We start from the raw sequence: 14283 nt of genomic DNA on the forward strand, positions 1-14283 counted from the left end.
GTGAAGCTGGACAAGGGAAAGCTAAGCAAGAGCACAGTACTAAAAATGGAGGCTCGAACCACCTGTAATAAGTGCGTCCCCAGTGAAAATCAATAGAGACCATGATACTTTTTAGTACTTATTAACATGTAAAATAAAATAAAAGTGGTGACAAAATGAATGAATTGAAGTTATCAAAAAGGCTGGAGACAGTTGCTGACTATATTCCTAAAGGGGCTGTTTTTGCCGATATTGGTTCAGATCATGCCTACCTGCCTTGCTACTCAATCTTAAAAGGCATCGCAAAAGCAGCTATTGCAGGAGAAATTACCGATGGACCTTTTTTATCTGCCAAAAGCCAAGTGCTAAAAACTGAGTTAACTGATAAAATTTCAGTCCGTCTAGGTGATGGTTTATCTGTTATTGAAGAAGGAGAAGCCGTCGATTGCATTACGATAGCAGGGATGGGCGGAAGCTTAATAAAAAAAATATTAGAAGATGGCAGCTCGAGGTTAAATCATGTGAAACGTCTTGTTTTACAGCCGAATATCCATGCTATTTCTATTAGGAATTGGTTAATTGACAATGGATGGACACTTATAGATGAAGAAATTCTTGAGGAAGATCATAAAATCTATGAAATACTTGTGGCTGAAAAAGGAGATCCGTTGCTTCCATATCAATCCATTTCCCAAGAAGCGAACCTGTTACTAGGGCCAATATTAGCACGGAAAAAATCTCCCGTATTTATAAAAAAGTGGTCCCAAGAATACAACCATTGGAAAACAATCGTTCAAAAGCTCGAACAGGCAGGACATACATTTGAAAATAATGAAAAGTATAGAGAATTAACAAATAAAATGAAGCTTGTTGAGGAGGTATTGCAATCGTGAGCAAAATTCCAAATGGTCATGAAGTGATTCAGCTTTTTGAGCAATTCTCGCCAAAAGCTTATGCAGTTGAAGGAGATAAAATCGGTCTTCAAATAGGCACTCTTAATAAGCAGGTCCATCAAGTAATGATTACATTGGATGTTATGGAATCAGTGATTGATGAGGCGATTGAAAACAATGTCGATCTGATTATTGCCCATCACCCGCCAATTTTTCGTCCAATTAAGAAACTCTCAACAGATAATACATATGGCCGAATGTTGGAAAAGTGCATTAAACATGATATCGCTGTTTATGCGGCACATACAAATTTGGATGTTGCTAATGGCGGAGTAAATGATTTGCTAGCTGAAGCGTTAGAGCTAACAGATTTAGAAGTTCTTGTTCCTACATATGAGGATAAGTTAAAAAAATTAGTTGTATTCGTGCCAGAAAGTCATGAAAAGGCAATGAGAGATGCATTGGGTAATGCAGGTGCAGGTCATATTGGAAACTACAGTCATTGTGCCTTTTCAACGAGCGGGGAAGGCAGCTTTTTGCCGCTTAATGGGGCAGAGCCATTTATAGGGGAAAAGGGGCAAATGGAGTTTGTAAACGAAGCCCGAATTGAAACAATATTCCCAGAGTCTATTCAAAAAAAGGTTGTGCAAGCCATGCTAAAAAACCACCCTTATGAGGAGGTTGCCTATGATATTTATGCTTTAGATCAGCCGGGTACTTCGTTAGGACTAGGGAGAATTGGAAAGTTGAAAAAGGAGATAACTCTTCAAGAATTTGCAGAGCATGTAAAAACATCTCTTCAAGTTGAACGAGTTAGAATGGTAGGAAATCCAAACTCAGGAGTAAGAAAGATTGCTGTATTAGGCGGGGACGGTAATAAATATATTCAACAAGCAAAATTCAAAGGTGCTGATGTCTATGTTACTGGCGATTTATATTTCCATGTGGCACAGGATGCATTAATGATGGATTTAAATGTAATTGACCCTGGCCACCATGTTGAGAAGGTAATGATTAACGGTGTATCGGCTAAATTAGGAGATATGTGTAAAGAAAAAAAATATGAGGTACAGGTATTTGGGTCAATGGTTAATACAAATCCATTTAGATTTGTTTAATTTACAAAAATGGGCTGTGGAGACAGCCCATTTTTAACTTTGACTTATTAATTTTGTGGTTACATTTACGACATCCAGCTACGGCTTTAGACCCTAGAGGGGCTTTTCAAGAGGCTTTCGCTTTTGTACTTTAACTAGTTTTTTTCGTAATTTTAACCTTAGGAAGAATCTTAGTTAATGGAACTTGGTGATCCAAATTCCAGGTTGACTTGTCCTCAGGTTTATATTGTTCAAGGAATTGAATAACTTTTTTTGTAATAGGTGTTGGTGTTGAAGCACCTGCTGTTACCGCAACTTTTTTCACATCTTTTAACCATTCAAGCTTAAGCTCGCTTAAATCTGAAATACGATAAGCTTTTGTTCCGGCGATCTGTTCTGAAACCTGAGCGAGACGATTGGAATTATTGCTTTTCGGATCACCGACAACAATCGTTAAATCAGCATCTTTTGCTTGCTCTGCAACCGCTTCTTGACGTACTTGTGTGGCTAAACAGATTTCGCGGTGAATCTCAACATGCGGAAATTTATCCTTAACCTTATCCATAATATCTGCAACATCCCACTGACTCATTGTGGTTTGATTTGTGACAATAATTTTCTCATTGTCAATTTCTAATTGCTCAACATCCTTAGTCGTTTCTACTAAATGAACAACATGTGGTGCTACACCAACAGCACCCTCTGGCTCAGGATGTCCTTTTTTTCCAATGTAGATGACATGATAGCCTTGCGCCTCTTTTTCACGGATAAGCTCATGTGTTTTGGTCACATCTGGGCAGGTTGCATCAATTGTGACAAGTCCTTTTTCTTTTGCAATCTTTCTAACTTCAGGTGATACTCCATGAGCAGTAAAAACAATGGTTCCTTGATCAACTTTTTCTAGGATTTCTAAACGGTTTTTACCATCAAGCGTAATAATTCCTTCTTCCTCAAAGGCATCTGTCACATGTTTATTATGAACAATCATACCTAAAATGTAGATTGGTCTTGGTAATGATTTATCTAATGCAGCGTTTTTGGCAATCACCATAGCGTCTACTACGCCGTAGCAATAACCGCGTGGAGCGATTTTAATTACGTCCATTATCTTGCCTCCTTAAGAGATCAAAAAAGGATAAACGAAGTATTTAGTCTGTATGCTTCGTCCCTTTTTCCTACTTAAAAAAAGCCGTAAAACCGGCTTTTGTACTCTTATAATCTCTTAATATTATAACGAACATTTGGTAAGATTACAAAGAGGAAAATTAGATATACATTTTCGGCTTGGAACGCTTCGAAGCAGATGAACGATTTTTCGGATCATGATGAGTTGAATTTTTTTCGTCTGAGTCAGTGTTTTGCTTCTGCCTATCCATTTCTTTATCTTTATTCTTATCCTCATTCTTTTCCTTTTGTTGATTTGATGATGTCTCATTTGAAACGGTTTCTGTCTCTTCCGACGAATTATCAGATCCATCTTGATTTTGATCGTCGCTGTCGTCACTATTTTTTAATTCACGATATATTTTAATCATTGCCGGTAAATTTCTTACTAATGGACCGTATTGTTGAACCATCGGGGTCACCTGCTGGGCAACACCTAATACCTTTTGAACATTGCCAAGCATGTTTGATATATTAGCAGGGCTTGTTAACCCTTGAATGGCCCCTGTAGCCCTTGAAGCAACTGATGCACCTTGAATAAAGCTTTGAGGGTTCGCAGCACGAGCTGCCCCTTGGCTTCCTGGCAAGATACGGGATAATAAACCTTTTAATCCACCTCCCCTTGCTTGCATTTGCGGATTAAATGGTCTGCCGCTCATGCCCATAAAGGATCCTTGAAAAGGCGATCCTTGAAAAGGCTGCCTTCCTATCGGCATACGACCTTGATGTGGAAAAAAACCTCTTGAATTCATTGGAGGCATTGGTCTTTGTGGAAACATTAAAAATCCTCCTTCCTTAGTTGGTTGCCCTATCAATAGACTATGCAATAAGGTGGAGAATGGTTTCTGAACTTTAACTTTGCACATTCCAATTTAGTGAGCTACATTTTTTACATAGCTTTACAAAATTTGAGTTTTTTCTTTCATTTGATATAATTTAATGATGGATTGATAAAGTGCACATATAAAGCTTTATCGAAAAGGAGATGATGTGTATGGAACAAACAAAATTTGAGAAATTTTTGTTTAAGCCATTTATTATAGAAGCAATAACAAAGGAATTGAAATTTTTTGAACCGACAGAAATTCAAGAAAGACTTATTCCATCGATCTTAAAAGGTGAAAGTGCAATTGGACAATCACAAACAGGGACAGGTAAAACACATGCTTACTTATTACCATTATTAAATAAAATTGAACCTGAGCGTAAAGAGGTTCAAGTCGTTATCACTGCACCGACTAGAGAATTAGCTACACAGATCTATAATGAGGCTGTTAAGGTTATCTCATTTTCAAAAGAGGCAATCTCCGCAAAATGTTTTATCGGTGGAACGGATAAGCAACGAGCAATAGAAAAGCTAAAAACACAGCCGCAAATTGTTGTAGGTACACCTGGCAGGATTAATGACTTAGTTAAGGAGCATGCATTAAACGTTGGAAGAGTTAAAACCTTGGTTGTCGATGAAGCGGATTTAATGCTTGATATGGGCTTCATTAAAGAGGTTGATATGGTAGCAAGTCAAATGCCTGAAGATTTACAAATCCTTGTCTTTTCTGCAACGATTCCAGAAAAGCTAAAACCATTTTTAAAAAAATATCTAGATAATCCGAAGTTTACACATGTTGCTCCTAAACAGGCAACAGCGGCAAAAATCGATCATGTTTTAGTTCCTGCTAGGCATCGTGATCGAATAAAATTGGTTCATGATATGCTGGTTAACTTCAATCCTTTTTTAGCGATTGTCTTTACGAATACAAAAAAGGCTGCAGATGCAGTAGCAGATGCTTTAATTGAAAAAGGCTTAAAGATTGGCCGAATACATGGGGACCTAACTCCTCGCGATCGTAAAAAAATGATGAAGCAAATCAATGATCTTGAATTCCAATATGTTGTTGCCACTGATTTAGCCGCACGTGGCATCGATATAAAGGGTGTCAGCCATGTTATTAACTATGAGCTGCCTACAACAGAATTAGATTTTTATATTCATCGTGTTGGCAGAACAGCGCGTGCCGGCAGTTCGGGTATTGCTGTTACACTTTTTGAAGATTCTGATGAGGATGCATTAAATAAATTAGAAAAGCTGGGCATTGAATTTATAAATCGTGATTTTGTTGGCGGAGAATGGAAAGAAATTGAGGACCGTAAGCGACGTCAAAAACGAAAAAGAACGACTGACGAGGTTGATGCTTTAGCGAAAAGCATTGTCCAAAAGCCGAAAAAGGTAAAGCCTGGGTATAAGAAGAAGATGAACCGTGAGATGGAACAAATTAAAAAGAGAAAAAGAAGATTAACAAGAAAAAGCAAATAGGGGGAAGAAAGATGCTAAAAATAGGTTCACATGTCTCAATGAGCGGTAAAAAAATGCTCTTAGCTGCAAGTGAGGAGGCAGTTTCATACGGAGCAACGACATTTATGATCTACACTGGTGCACCGCAAAACACGAGACGTAAGAAAATCGAGGATTTAAATATTGAAGCAGGCATCGCACATATGAAGGAAAATGGTATCGATGAAATCGTTGTTCATGCACCTTACATTATTAATATTGGCAATTCAACAAATCCCGCGACGTTTGAGCTAGGTGTAAACTTCCTTCGTTCAGAAATCGAGAGAACTCAGGCAATTGGTGCCAAACAGATTGTCCTCCATCCTGGCGCACATGTTGGAGCTGGGGCAGAGGCAGGCATTAAGAAAATTATTGAAGGCTTGAATGAAGTGCTTGAGCAGAATCAAGAGGTACAAATTGCACTAGAAACAATGGCTGGCAAAGGATCAGAATGCGGCCGCTCATTTGATGAGCTAGCTAAGATCATTGATGGGGTTACGCATAATCAGCACTTATCGATCTGCTTTGATACATGCCATACACATGATGCAGGGTATGACATTGTAAATAACTTTGATGGGGTATTAAATGAGTTTGACTCGATCATTGGGTTAGATCGACTAAAGGTTTTGCATATCAATGATAGTAAAAACCCAACAGGAGCAGCTAAAGACCGTCACGAGAATATCGGCTTTGGTCATATCGGCTTCCAAGCATTGAATACAATTGTGTATCATCCATCTTTAACCGAGGTCCCTAAAATCCTAGAAACACCGTTTGTTGGTGAAGATAAAAAATACAAAAAACCACCATATAAATTCGAAATTAATATGTTCAAGGAACAAACATTTGATGAAGGATTATTAGAAAAAATTATTAATCAATAATCAATTATGCCTAAAGAAATAAAAGGCTGTCTCAATACATTTAGTCCCCATCTTAAAAAAATACAAAATTGGCCTTCCATCCGGTTAGGTCCTCTTTTGAATTTATCTTTTGATTTAGGGCTTTTTACGTGTGACAGCCTTCAAACATTAAGTACTTTTAGTTCGTAAATTTTTGAAAAATTTGATTAACCTGCTGAGCAGTTTCAAGAGATGTAATTTTGGCGATTTTTGCTAGCAGTTTTTTTCGTTCATTCTGATTAAATATATTGATATTTTGGCCATTCATGGCTTTCACTACCTCAATGGCTTGAGCCCGACCGATGGTAATATTAAATTGCTTCGCATATTGCAATAGTTCCTCGACAGATATATTGTTTAGCTTTTGATTGATAATTTTTTGAAATAAGATCATTTTCAAACCTCCTCTAACACAATGTATGGAGGTATTTTTAAAATGTGCGGTTTTTATCCCTTTATTTTAAACTTTACATGAAAGATAAAATTCTGTATAATTTTCATGTTAAAGAGTATCGTTGTATTACTTTTTGTAAATCGTAACGATTCTTAAATTTAGAAGGGTGAAGACAATGAACCAGCCTATAATCGAAATAAACGATTTAAACTTCACATATGAGAGGCAAAGAGTGTTAGAGCACATTAATATGACAGTTGAACAAGGAAGCTTTGTGGGACTTGTTGGTCCAAATGGTTCAGGAAAAACAACATTATTAAAATGCTTGTTAGGTTTATTAAAACCTCAGCAAGGAGATATAAGGTTATTTGGACAACCGATACAAAAGTTTAAAAACTGGCATGAAATTGGCTTTGTATCACAAAAAGCAAATAGCTTTAATACAGGATTTCCTGCATCTGTTTTTGAAGTGGTATCAAGCGGCTTAACATCAAAGTTAGGCTTATTTAAATTTATGGGTCCAAAAGACCGAAAAAATGTGGCAGATGCTATTGAAGCAGTAGGATTAGCTAAGTTTGCAAAACGAAACATTGGAGAGCTTTCAGGCGGGCAGCAGCAGCGTGCATTTATTGCTCGAGCGATTGTTTCAAATCCTAAACTTTTAATTTTGGATGAGCCTACAGTAGGTGTCGATGCCCAAACTGTTCAAAATTTCTACGAAATGCTGACACATCTAAATAAGGATTTAGGAATTACCTTAATTTTAGTTACTCATGATATCGGTACGATTACAGATAAAGTGTCACATGTGGCATGTATTAATAAACATCTGCACTTTCATGGTAATGCTAGAGAATTTGAATTATTAAAGGATGATGAGATGTCCGAGTTTTATGGACATTCTCTACATGTGTTAACACATGACCACTCCCATTAATGGAGGATGTAACAATGTTAAGCAGTCTTTTTGAATATGAGTTTTTAAAAAATGCATTTTTATCTGGAATGCTAATTGGAATAATTGCACCGCTTTTAGGGGTATTTGTGGTTGTGAGGAGAATGTCTCTTATTGCTGATGCCTTGAGTCATGTTACATTGGCTGGAATTGCTGCCAGCTTATTACTTGAAAAAAAGGTTGCGGCATTTACTGGCCTTAACCCCATTTATTTAGGAATGGCCTTTTCGGTCACAGGTTCACTATTTATAGAGAAACTGCGTACAGTTTATAAGCATTATCAAGAGCTTGCAATTCCCATCATTCTATCCAGCGGAGTAGGAATTAGTGTCATTTTTATCTCGTTAGCAGATGGATTTAATACAGACCTATTTAGCTATCTATTTGGCAGTATAAGTGCTGTTAGCCGGACAGACCTATATGTTATTATTGCAATTACAATCATTGTGATAGGGATCGTTTTCATCTTATATAAAGAGTTATTTTTACTATCATTTGATGAAGAGCATGCAACGGCATCAGGTATCCATGCAAAATGGATTCATTTTATTTTTATTCTGATTGTCGCTTTAGTGATTGCCGGGTCAATGAGAATTGTTGGAATTTTGCTTGTTTCATCGTTAATGACATTACCTGTTGCTGCAAGCATCCGGATCGCAAAAGGCTTTAAGCAAACAATTTTCTTTTCTGTACTATTTGGTGAACTTTCTGTTATTATTGGATTATTCCTAGCATTTTATTTGGATTTAGCTCCAGGAGGAACCATTGTCATATTATCTGTACTCATTCTTATTTTTGCTATTTTATGGACAAAATTAACAAAGGGGAAAGTTTCATGAATGTTCAAGAAGCTCTCGACTTATTAAAAGAAAAAGGCTATAAATATACGAGTAAAAGAGAGGAAATGCTTCAGTTATTTGCCGATCACGATAAGTATCTGACTGCAAAAGATGTTTTAGAATCCTTAAAGGATGATTATCCTGGATTAAGCTTTGATACCATTTATAGAAATTTATCATTGTTTGCGGAATTGGGAATTTTTGAAATGACTGAGCTGTCAGGGGAGAAGCATTTCAGATTTACCTGTAATGCAAAACACCATCACCATCATTTTATTTGTTTACAATGCGGGAAAACAAAAGAAATTCCTGGATGCCCCATGGGAAATTTAGAAGAAAATTTAGCAGGCTATGATATAAGCGGCCATAAGTTTGAAGTATATGGAACATGCCCGCAATGCCATTAAATAAAAAATGCTGTCTCACTCTAAGAGACAGCATTTTTATTTTTTTAAAAGGTAAGAAAGTATAAAAATATGTCTAAACGACTTCAATTAGCCTCAAATTTTTCCATAGGCAGATCAAGGCTATTGCGCTTTTCTTAATTAGAATACTTTAATCTCATACCATTGATTTACCCAGTCTCTGGCCTCCAGCCAATCATTAACCCTAATAACACCTTTTGGTACAGGGTCCTGGTTATAAGGAGTATTAAACAAGATAACCGGGATTTGATGTTCTTCACTTATCATACATGCATTATCATGCTTGTCCTCAAAAAAAATCGAAATTTCATTTCGTTTAACAGCTTCTAGCTTATCATGACTGCCGATTAACTCAATATGGTGATAATAAACGTCCTTTTCTTTAAACCAGTTGTACGTTATATCAAGCAAGTGGTTTCTTCTTGCACTAATGAATAATAGTTGATGGCGATCCTTCCAATTATCTAATACATGCTTAGAGTGCAAGGAAAGAGGAGCTTCTTTATAAATAATTGGTTCAAATTCATCCATCCAATGCCAAAAATCTTCCTCGGTTATGTTTAATACCTTTGTTAAATCATATTCCTTTAAATCATTGTAAGTTAATTGTTTTTTAAAAGATTTGTTTAAATATGGAATGAATGTTTTTGGGTCTGTAATGGTACCATCTATATCAATTCCTAGACGCAACATATTATGCCAACTCCTTCGCTGATTCCCTAATAGTAGTGTACCATAATGAAAATTTAACGGACAGAAAAGTTTTACAGTAATAGTTCAATCCTCAATGCCTATACTATAAATGCTCCTTTATTTCAGAAAGGAAGGGATCTGAATGGCAGACGAAAATAAGTTCGATAATCAAGAACGCGATCGTTTAGACAACCTTAATTACAAGGGATTTACGCCACTAGATCGAGAAATTGACGATGACTATCAAACAGAAGCTGCTGCAGAAATAGCGGCGCCGGTAAATGTAGGCAGAGACAATGCTGCAGATGAAAGAGTCAATGACCGCAATCAAGTAGTAGGCCAAGGCAGAGGAATGGGATATTTAGCTTTAGCACTTTCCATTATCTCGCTGTTTATCTTACCTGTTATTTTAGGAGCAGCAGGTATCATTGTCGGATTCATTGCCCGCAGAAGAGGAGCAAATGCTTTAGGTGCATGGGCAATTGGTATTGGTGCTGTTTCCCTCGTTTTAGGAATATTTATTACGCCATTTTTCTAAAACGACTAAAATATTGAGATTGACTTAAGGCATTGACCCCTCAATAAACACAATAGTGTGGTTGAGGGGTCTGCCTCTTTATTTTTAAAATGTTGTGAAGGAGGAAAAGAGTATGAATGAAAACAATGCAAATATGAAGATTCAAAAATTATTGGGCGATAATGGTCCTAATCCTGAGAGACAGGCCAGTGAAACTGATTCAGCCAATTTTGCCATCAATAATCGTTTTTATGAAGAAAAAGAAGTTAAAGATGATATTGAAACCACTATCTCTGCCAGCAGTAATATCGGTGCTGTTTTGCTTCCAGTGAATAATGATCCTCGTTAGTAAGGATTTTATTGAGGAAATAATAAGGGTCAGTCCTCGAACAACAGTTAGAGTACTGACGCTTATTAAAAACTTAAGCTTTTAATTTTTCCGCTTCTTGCTTTGCAAAGTATTCTTCGGCTAATTTATCAATTTCCTTTTTCAGTTCCTCAACCATTGTTTCTTCAGGCACTTTACGAACAATTTCTCCTTTGCGGAATAGAAGTCCCTCTCCACGGGCACCTGCAATCCCAATGTCAGCTTCACGTGCTTCACCTGGTCCGTTAACAGCACAACCTAATACAGCTACTTTAATTGGTGCTTTAATTTTTGAAATATATTCTTCAACTTCATTTGCAATGCTGATTAAATCAATTTCAATTCGGCCGCATGTTGGGCAAGAAATTAATGTTGCAGCATTTGCAGCTAAACCAAATGATTTTAATAGCTCACGTGCTACTTTAACCTCTTCAACAGGATCAGCACTTAATGAAACACGAAGCGTGTTACCGATCCCTTTATTTAAAATAACACCTAACCCGGCTGCACTTTTTACTGTACCGGCAAAAAGGGTACCTGACTCGGTAATACCTAAATGAAGCGGGTAATCAAATGCCATTGCGGCTTTTTCATATGCTTCAATTGCAAGGTTAATATCGGAAGCCTTCATGGAAACAATAATATCGTGGAAATCCAAATCCTCTAAAATCTTAATGTGATGTAAAGCACTTTCCACCATCCCATCTGCTGTTGGATATCCGTATTTCTCAAGAATTCTCTTTTCAAGGGAACCGGCATTTACACCAATTCGGATTGGGATTTTTCGTTCTTTTGCCGCTTTTACAACAGCTTCGACCTTTTCTCTTCTCCCAATATTCCCCGGGTTGATTCTAATTTTATCTGCTCCGCCTTCTATCGCTTTTAATGCCAGCTTATAATCAAAATGAATATCCACGACAAGCGGGATATTAATTCTTTTTTTTATCTCAGCAATTGCATTTGCTGCGCGTTCATCAGGACAGGCAACACGTACAATCTGACAGCCTGCTTCCTCTAAACGTTTGATTTCAGCAACTGTTGCTTCAACATCATGTGTTTTGGTTGTGGTCATACTTTGAATAACAACTTCATTATTACCGCCAATTGTTAAATTCCCAACTTTTACTGGTCGGGTTTTAGTACGATGTATGATTTCACTCACGTGTAAATCGCTCCTTAAGTTAAGTTTAATGCAAAACTTCATCATTATAATGATAATTGACTTTGGCTATTTATTCTACTAAATGAACTTCCATCCTCATTTTACAGGGAGGACTCATAAATGACAAGGATCATCTACTGTTCATAATTTGGAAAACGGTAGGTTTCCCCTGGCAAAATCTCTTCTGCTTTTACATCTGAATTTAGCACTTCAAAATCTTTGATGATTTCTTCAATTGAGGCAGGAAGACCGTTATGATGTTTTTCAATAATGGTTAAAACTGTGTCGCCTTGTTTTATTTTTACTTCAAAATAGGGGATAGAGGCTGGCTCCTCTTTTATTTTTTGCTCTTTTTCTGATACTGGAGGCAACTGTGCCATACTAAGAGCTGGCAATGTCCCTACTTGAAAGTCGTAATACACGATATAACAAAGGAAAGTCATTAGTAAAAATACGAAAAGTCGCTTCATTCTTTGGTCCTCCATAACCGGTTTAATATATAAATAAAAAAATAAATACTTCTTAATACTTTCATGCATATGGCTTGTCCAAAAGAAATATTCCGGTTGAAGAAATAAATTTAATAAATGGATGATATGATAAAAAAGAATCATGACTTTATAACTAAAAATAACGAAAATTCACAAGGTATTTACACTTGCTTAATATTTCCCTGTCATAATTTTAAAGGAATTGGGATAGGGGTGTTAACATGCCAAAAAGAATAAACATATTGAAGCGAATACAAATTCCTCTGCCTAAACGTTCTATCGTTAAGCTAAAAACAAAATTTAAATATGCAAAACAAACGATTTTCTCAAAAATGACTCTTCAGACAAGGTTAATCATCTTGGTTTTATCTTTATTATTAATATCAATTAGTATTGTAGGATTTACCTCCTACAATAAGTCCAAAGACTCAACAATGGAGATTATCGAGGAACGATTATATCGTGAAGTTAACACGACCTCAGATATCGTTGAGAATCTCGCTTTTGCTTATATTGGGGATCAAGAGAAATTTATGGAAAGAGTAAATGAGGTTGTGGTACCTGGACAAGCTTCTGCATTAATACAAGATGGTTTGCCTGCACAATTTTTCCTTGTTACTGAGCAGTCTGCAGAACCAACGGAAATCAATAAAAATGCAAGTGTTACTCTTACAAATCATCATGTAAGCGAAATCCGCAAAAAAGATCATGGCGTTTTGGCATAAAAGAATAGCTGGTATTGACTACACAATATCCTTTAAGGAAGTTCAAGAATTAAAGGGATTTTATCTTATTCTAGTACCAACTGATAAATATATGAAGTCTGTTAATGATCTTGCTGCATTTATCGGTATCGTAGTATTATTAAGTGTTTTATGACTACCGTTATGCTTATTCTGCTTGTTAGAAACATAATCATCAGAGAGTTTTGTGTCGATTTCTCAAGAGACATTAGTAAGTGCTGAGCAAATCCTTAAATGATCTGAGGAACAAATGACGCAAATTAAGCGTACCCAAGAAATGGGCCTCACTCTAACAAAATTATCAAGAACATTATCTGATTATACAAAACAATATATGATAAAATAAAAAAACGCGGGAACGCGTTTTTTTATTTGCTTTGAAATTTTATAAGATTCTTGAAACTCTTGCTGAAAGCTCAAAATTCATCTGGTCCGATGTAGTAGCAATGCAAGTATATTCTTGAAATTGATGTCCTGCTTTTGTATTTAAGCAGGTTTTGAGTGTTTTTTAGATGCTGGCACTTCTTTTATGGTTAAGTAAAGGACGATTAAATGGACAAACCAATTTAATAAAAATCCGCTTGGTACGATTACTTGTAAACCATCCATAATGAAGAAAAAGACAGTTGCTAGTGTTGAGGCATATGCTGATAATACCCAAACCTGTTTGAAATTCAATCTTCTTTGAAGGCTGTTTTTGAAGGCTAATCCAAAAAGCGCTAAAATCGTTACTTCTATAAATTTAATGAAAGAACTGAATAAATAGATGCCAACAATTAAGATTGAGATAAAGACAGGGAGAAGCTGGTTAAATTGTTTTGAAACTTCAATAAGGTCTTCTTTAGATAATGACATATTTAATAGGCTGTATTCATATGATTGGGCCTGACCATTTGCTGCAAAAACAAATCGATCGTGCAAAATGCCGATTGCGTTTTCCTTTGCTTCAATTTCATCTTCACCGTATGTTGCTGTATCATCTAAAATGATAATAAAATCTTCTTTTTTAATTTCAACCGGTTTGTCTACTTCTGCTGAAAGCTTGCCATCCTCAATTGAAAAGGAAGGTAATTCATCTGTCAGCGTTTGGTCAAAACCTTTTAACCCTTCTGTTAGCCCGTTTGACAAATAATAGGCAGCAGGTATGGTACTTAATATTGATAAAATAAATACATAAAGTATTGTTTTACCGATCCCTTGAAATCGAAAAGTGGAGATGATCTTTGGGGAGTAAAGACTGGTAAGCAGTTGTTTAAATACATTCATCAGATGACACATCCTTCTTCATTATACGACTATATTTTATATCCCTATAAAGAAGAATACAAGA

Annotated in this window: 17 protein-coding genes; 10 read left to right on the forward strand and 7 right to left on the reverse strand. The window is 36.3% G+C overall.

Translation table 11 applies throughout. The features are described from left to right. The first annotated feature begins 155 nt into the window (after positions 1–155). Positions 156–872: a tRNA (adenine(22)-N(1))-methyltransferase TrmK gene (locus WQ54_RS30780; RefSeq protein ID WP_046590663.1), complete on the forward strand. Its 717-nt coding sequence runs from the start codon at positions 156–158 to the stop codon at positions 870–872. Further along, positions 869–1990 (forward strand): Nif3-like dinuclear metal center hexameric protein, encoded by a 1122-nt coding sequence (locus WQ54_RS30785; RefSeq protein ID WP_046590665.1) that lies wholly within the window; start codon positions 869–871, stop codon positions 1988–1990. Before WQ54_RS30780 ends, WQ54_RS30785 begins: the two co-directional genes overlap by 4 nt. A gap of 130 nt (positions 1991–2120) precedes the next feature. On the opposite strand, the gene WQ54_RS30790 is transcribed toward WQ54_RS30785, so the two are convergent. Then, positions 2121–3074, reverse strand: coding sequence for a 4-hydroxy-3-methylbut-2-enyl diphosphate reductase (locus tag WQ54_RS30790; protein ID WP_046590666.1), 954 nt, complete (start codon positions 3072–3074; stop codon positions 2121–2123). A 160-nt stretch (positions 3075–3234) separates the two neighbouring features. Further along, a complete protein-coding gene (locus WQ54_RS30795) occupies positions 3235–3912 on the reverse strand; it encodes a YqfQ family protein (protein ID WP_046590668.1) in 678 nt (225 codons plus the stop codon). Between the two features lie 215 nt (positions 3913–4127). Between WQ54_RS30795 and WQ54_RS30800 the strand changes: the two genes are divergently transcribed. After that, positions 4128–5444 (forward strand): DEAD/DEAH box helicase, encoded by a 1317-nt coding sequence (locus tag WQ54_RS30800; protein ID WP_046590669.1) that lies wholly within the window; start codon positions 4128–4130, stop codon positions 5442–5444. Between the two features lie 11 nt (positions 5445–5455). Further along, on the forward strand, positions 5456–6349 hold the full coding sequence (locus tag WQ54_RS30805) for a deoxyribonuclease IV (RefSeq protein WP_046590671.1): 894 nt from the start codon (positions 5456–5458) through the stop codon (positions 6347–6349). A 157-nt stretch (positions 6350–6506) separates the two neighbouring features. Here the strand turns inward: WQ54_RS30805 and WQ54_RS30810 are convergent, their stop codons facing one another. Next, positions 6507–6761 carry a DUF2624 domain-containing protein gene (locus WQ54_RS30810; protein ID WP_046590673.1) on the reverse strand — a complete coding sequence of 85 codons (255 nt, stop codon included), beginning with the start codon at positions 6759–6761 and terminating at the stop codon, positions 6507–6509. Between the two features lie 175 nt (positions 6762–6936). Between WQ54_RS30810 and WQ54_RS30815 the strand changes: the two genes are divergently transcribed. The 3 genes from WQ54_RS30815 to WQ54_RS30825 are packed head-to-tail and all read left to right on the forward strand — an operon-like array spanning position 6937 to position 8962. After that, positions 6937–7698 (forward strand): metal ABC transporter ATP-binding protein, encoded by a 762-nt coding sequence (locus WQ54_RS30815; protein ID WP_197089702.1) that lies wholly within the window; start codon positions 6937–6939, stop codon positions 7696–7698. A gap of 14 nt (positions 7699–7712) precedes the next feature. Next, entirely contained in the window at positions 7713–8555 is an 843-nt protein-coding gene (locus WQ54_RS30820; protein WP_046590675.1) for a metal ABC transporter permease, read from the forward strand. Then, the gene (locus WQ54_RS30825; RefSeq protein ID WP_046590676.1) at positions 8552–8962 is read left to right on the forward strand and encodes a Fur family transcriptional regulator; all 411 of its coding nucleotides are present in this window, start codon (positions 8552–8554) and stop codon (positions 8960–8962) included. The genes WQ54_RS30820 and WQ54_RS30825 overlap by 4 nt, the downstream gene beginning before the upstream one ends. 138 nt (positions 8963–9100) lie before the next feature. Here the strand turns inward: WQ54_RS30825 and WQ54_RS30830 are convergent, their stop codons facing one another. Continuing rightward, the gene (locus tag WQ54_RS30830) at positions 9101–9673 is read right to left on the reverse strand and encodes a nucleotidase (protein ID WP_046590677.1); all 573 of its coding nucleotides are present in this window, start codon (positions 9671–9673) and stop codon (positions 9101–9103) included. Between the two features lie 142 nt (positions 9674–9815). Here WQ54_RS30830 and WQ54_RS30835 point away from each other — a divergent pair, with 142 nt between their 5' ends. Both WQ54_RS30835 and WQ54_RS30840 read left to right on the forward strand, forming a co-directional pair. Further along, positions 9816–10211, forward strand: coding sequence for a DUF4190 domain-containing protein (locus tag WQ54_RS30835; RefSeq protein ID WP_197089703.1), 396 nt, complete (start codon positions 9816–9818; stop codon positions 10209–10211). Between the two features lie 112 nt (positions 10212–10323). Next, positions 10324–10539 (forward strand): hypothetical protein, encoded by a 216-nt coding sequence (locus tag WQ54_RS30840; protein WP_046590678.1) that lies wholly within the window; start codon positions 10324–10326, stop codon positions 10537–10539. Positions 10540–10612: 73 nt separating this feature from the next. Here WQ54_RS30840 and ispG read toward each other — a convergent pair whose 3' ends face one another. Then, positions 10613–11761, reverse strand: coding sequence for a flavodoxin-dependent (E)-4-hydroxy-3-methylbut-2-enyl-diphosphate synthase (gene ispG, locus WQ54_RS30845; protein ID WP_156178284.1), 1149 nt, complete (start codon positions 11759–11761; stop codon positions 10613–10615). Between the two features lie 92 nt (positions 11762–11853). Beyond that, the gene (locus tag WQ54_RS30850) at positions 11854–12189 is read right to left on the reverse strand and encodes a hypothetical protein (protein ID WP_046590682.1); all 336 of its coding nucleotides are present in this window, start codon (positions 12187–12189) and stop codon (positions 11854–11856) included. A gap of 242 nt (positions 12190–12431) precedes the next feature. Here WQ54_RS30850 and WQ54_RS30855 point away from each other — a divergent pair, with 242 nt between their 5' ends. After that, on the forward strand, positions 12432–12935 hold the full coding sequence (locus tag WQ54_RS30855; RefSeq protein WP_046590684.1) for a hypothetical protein: 504 nt from the start codon (positions 12432–12434) through the stop codon (positions 12933–12935). A 504-nt stretch (positions 12936–13439) separates the two neighbouring features. Here WQ54_RS30855 and WQ54_RS30860 read toward each other — a convergent pair. Next, positions 13440–14219, reverse strand: coding sequence for a DUF1189 domain-containing protein (locus tag WQ54_RS30860; RefSeq protein ID WP_046590686.1), 780 nt, complete (start codon positions 14217–14219; stop codon positions 13440–13442). Positions 14220–14283 lie beyond the last annotated feature (64 nt).

It is taken from the genome of Bacillus sp. SA1-12 (genome assembly GCF_000981385.1).
GTDB lineage: Bacteria > Bacillota > Bacilli > Bacillales > Bacillaceae > Metabacillus.

What these genes read in the sequence shown, in the direction of transcription:
- WQ54_RS30780 (WP_046590663.1), top strand. Translation starts at nt 156, where the DNA reads ATGAATGAATTGAAGTTATCAAAAAGGCTGGAGACAGTTGCTGACTAT.
- WQ54_RS30790 (WP_046590666.1), bottom strand. Translation starts at nt 3,074, where the DNA reads ATGGACGTAATTAAAATCGCTCCACGCGGTTATTGCTACGGCGTAGTA.
- WQ54_RS30795 (WP_046590668.1), bottom strand. Translation starts at nt 3,912, where the DNA reads ATGTTTCCACAAAGACCAATGCCTCCAATGAATTCAAGAGGTTTTTTT.
- WQ54_RS30800 (WP_046590669.1), top strand. Translation starts at nt 4,128, where the DNA reads ATGGAACAAACAAAATTTGAGAAATTTTTGTTTAAGCCATTTATTATA.
- WQ54_RS30805 (WP_046590671.1), top strand. Translation starts at nt 5,456, where the DNA reads ATGCTAAAAATAGGTTCACATGTCTCAATGAGCGGTAAAAAAATGCTC.
- WQ54_RS30810 (WP_046590673.1), bottom strand. Translation starts at nt 6,761, where the DNA reads ATGATCTTATTTCAAAAAATTATCAATCAAAAGCTAAACAATATATCT.
- WQ54_RS30815 (WP_197089702.1), top strand. Translation starts at nt 6,937, where the DNA reads ATGAACCAGCCTATAATCGAAATAAACGATTTAAACTTCACATATGAG.
- WQ54_RS30820 (WP_046590675.1), top strand. Translation starts at nt 7,713, where the DNA reads ATGTTAAGCAGTCTTTTTGAATATGAGTTTTTAAAAAATGCATTTTTA.
- WQ54_RS30825 (WP_046590676.1), top strand. Translation starts at nt 8,552, where the DNA reads ATGAATGTTCAAGAAGCTCTCGACTTATTAAAAGAAAAAGGCTATAAA.
- WQ54_RS30830 (WP_046590677.1), bottom strand. Translation starts at nt 9,673, where the DNA reads ATGTTGCGTCTAGGAATTGATATAGATGGTACCATTACAGACCCAAAA.
- WQ54_RS30835 (WP_197089703.1), top strand. Translation starts at nt 9,816, where the DNA reads ATGGCAGACGAAAATAAGTTCGATAATCAAGAACGCGATCGTTTAGAC.
- WQ54_RS30840 (WP_046590678.1), top strand. Translation starts at nt 10,324, where the DNA reads ATGAATGAAAACAATGCAAATATGAAGATTCAAAAATTATTGGGCGAT.
- ispG (WP_156178284.1), bottom strand. Translation starts at nt 11,761, where the DNA reads ATGAAGTTTTGCATTAAACTTAACTTAAGGAGCGATTTACACGTGAGT.
- WQ54_RS30850 (WP_046590682.1), bottom strand. Translation starts at nt 12,189, where the DNA reads ATGAAGCGACTTTTCGTATTTTTACTAATGACTTTCCTTTGTTATATC.
- WQ54_RS30855 (WP_046590684.1), top strand. Translation starts at nt 12,432, where the DNA reads ATGCCAAAAAGAATAAACATATTGAAGCGAATACAAATTCCTCTGCCT.
- WQ54_RS30860 (WP_046590686.1), bottom strand. Translation starts at nt 14,219, where the DNA reads ATGAATGTATTTAAACAACTGCTTACCAGTCTTTACTCCCCAAAGATC.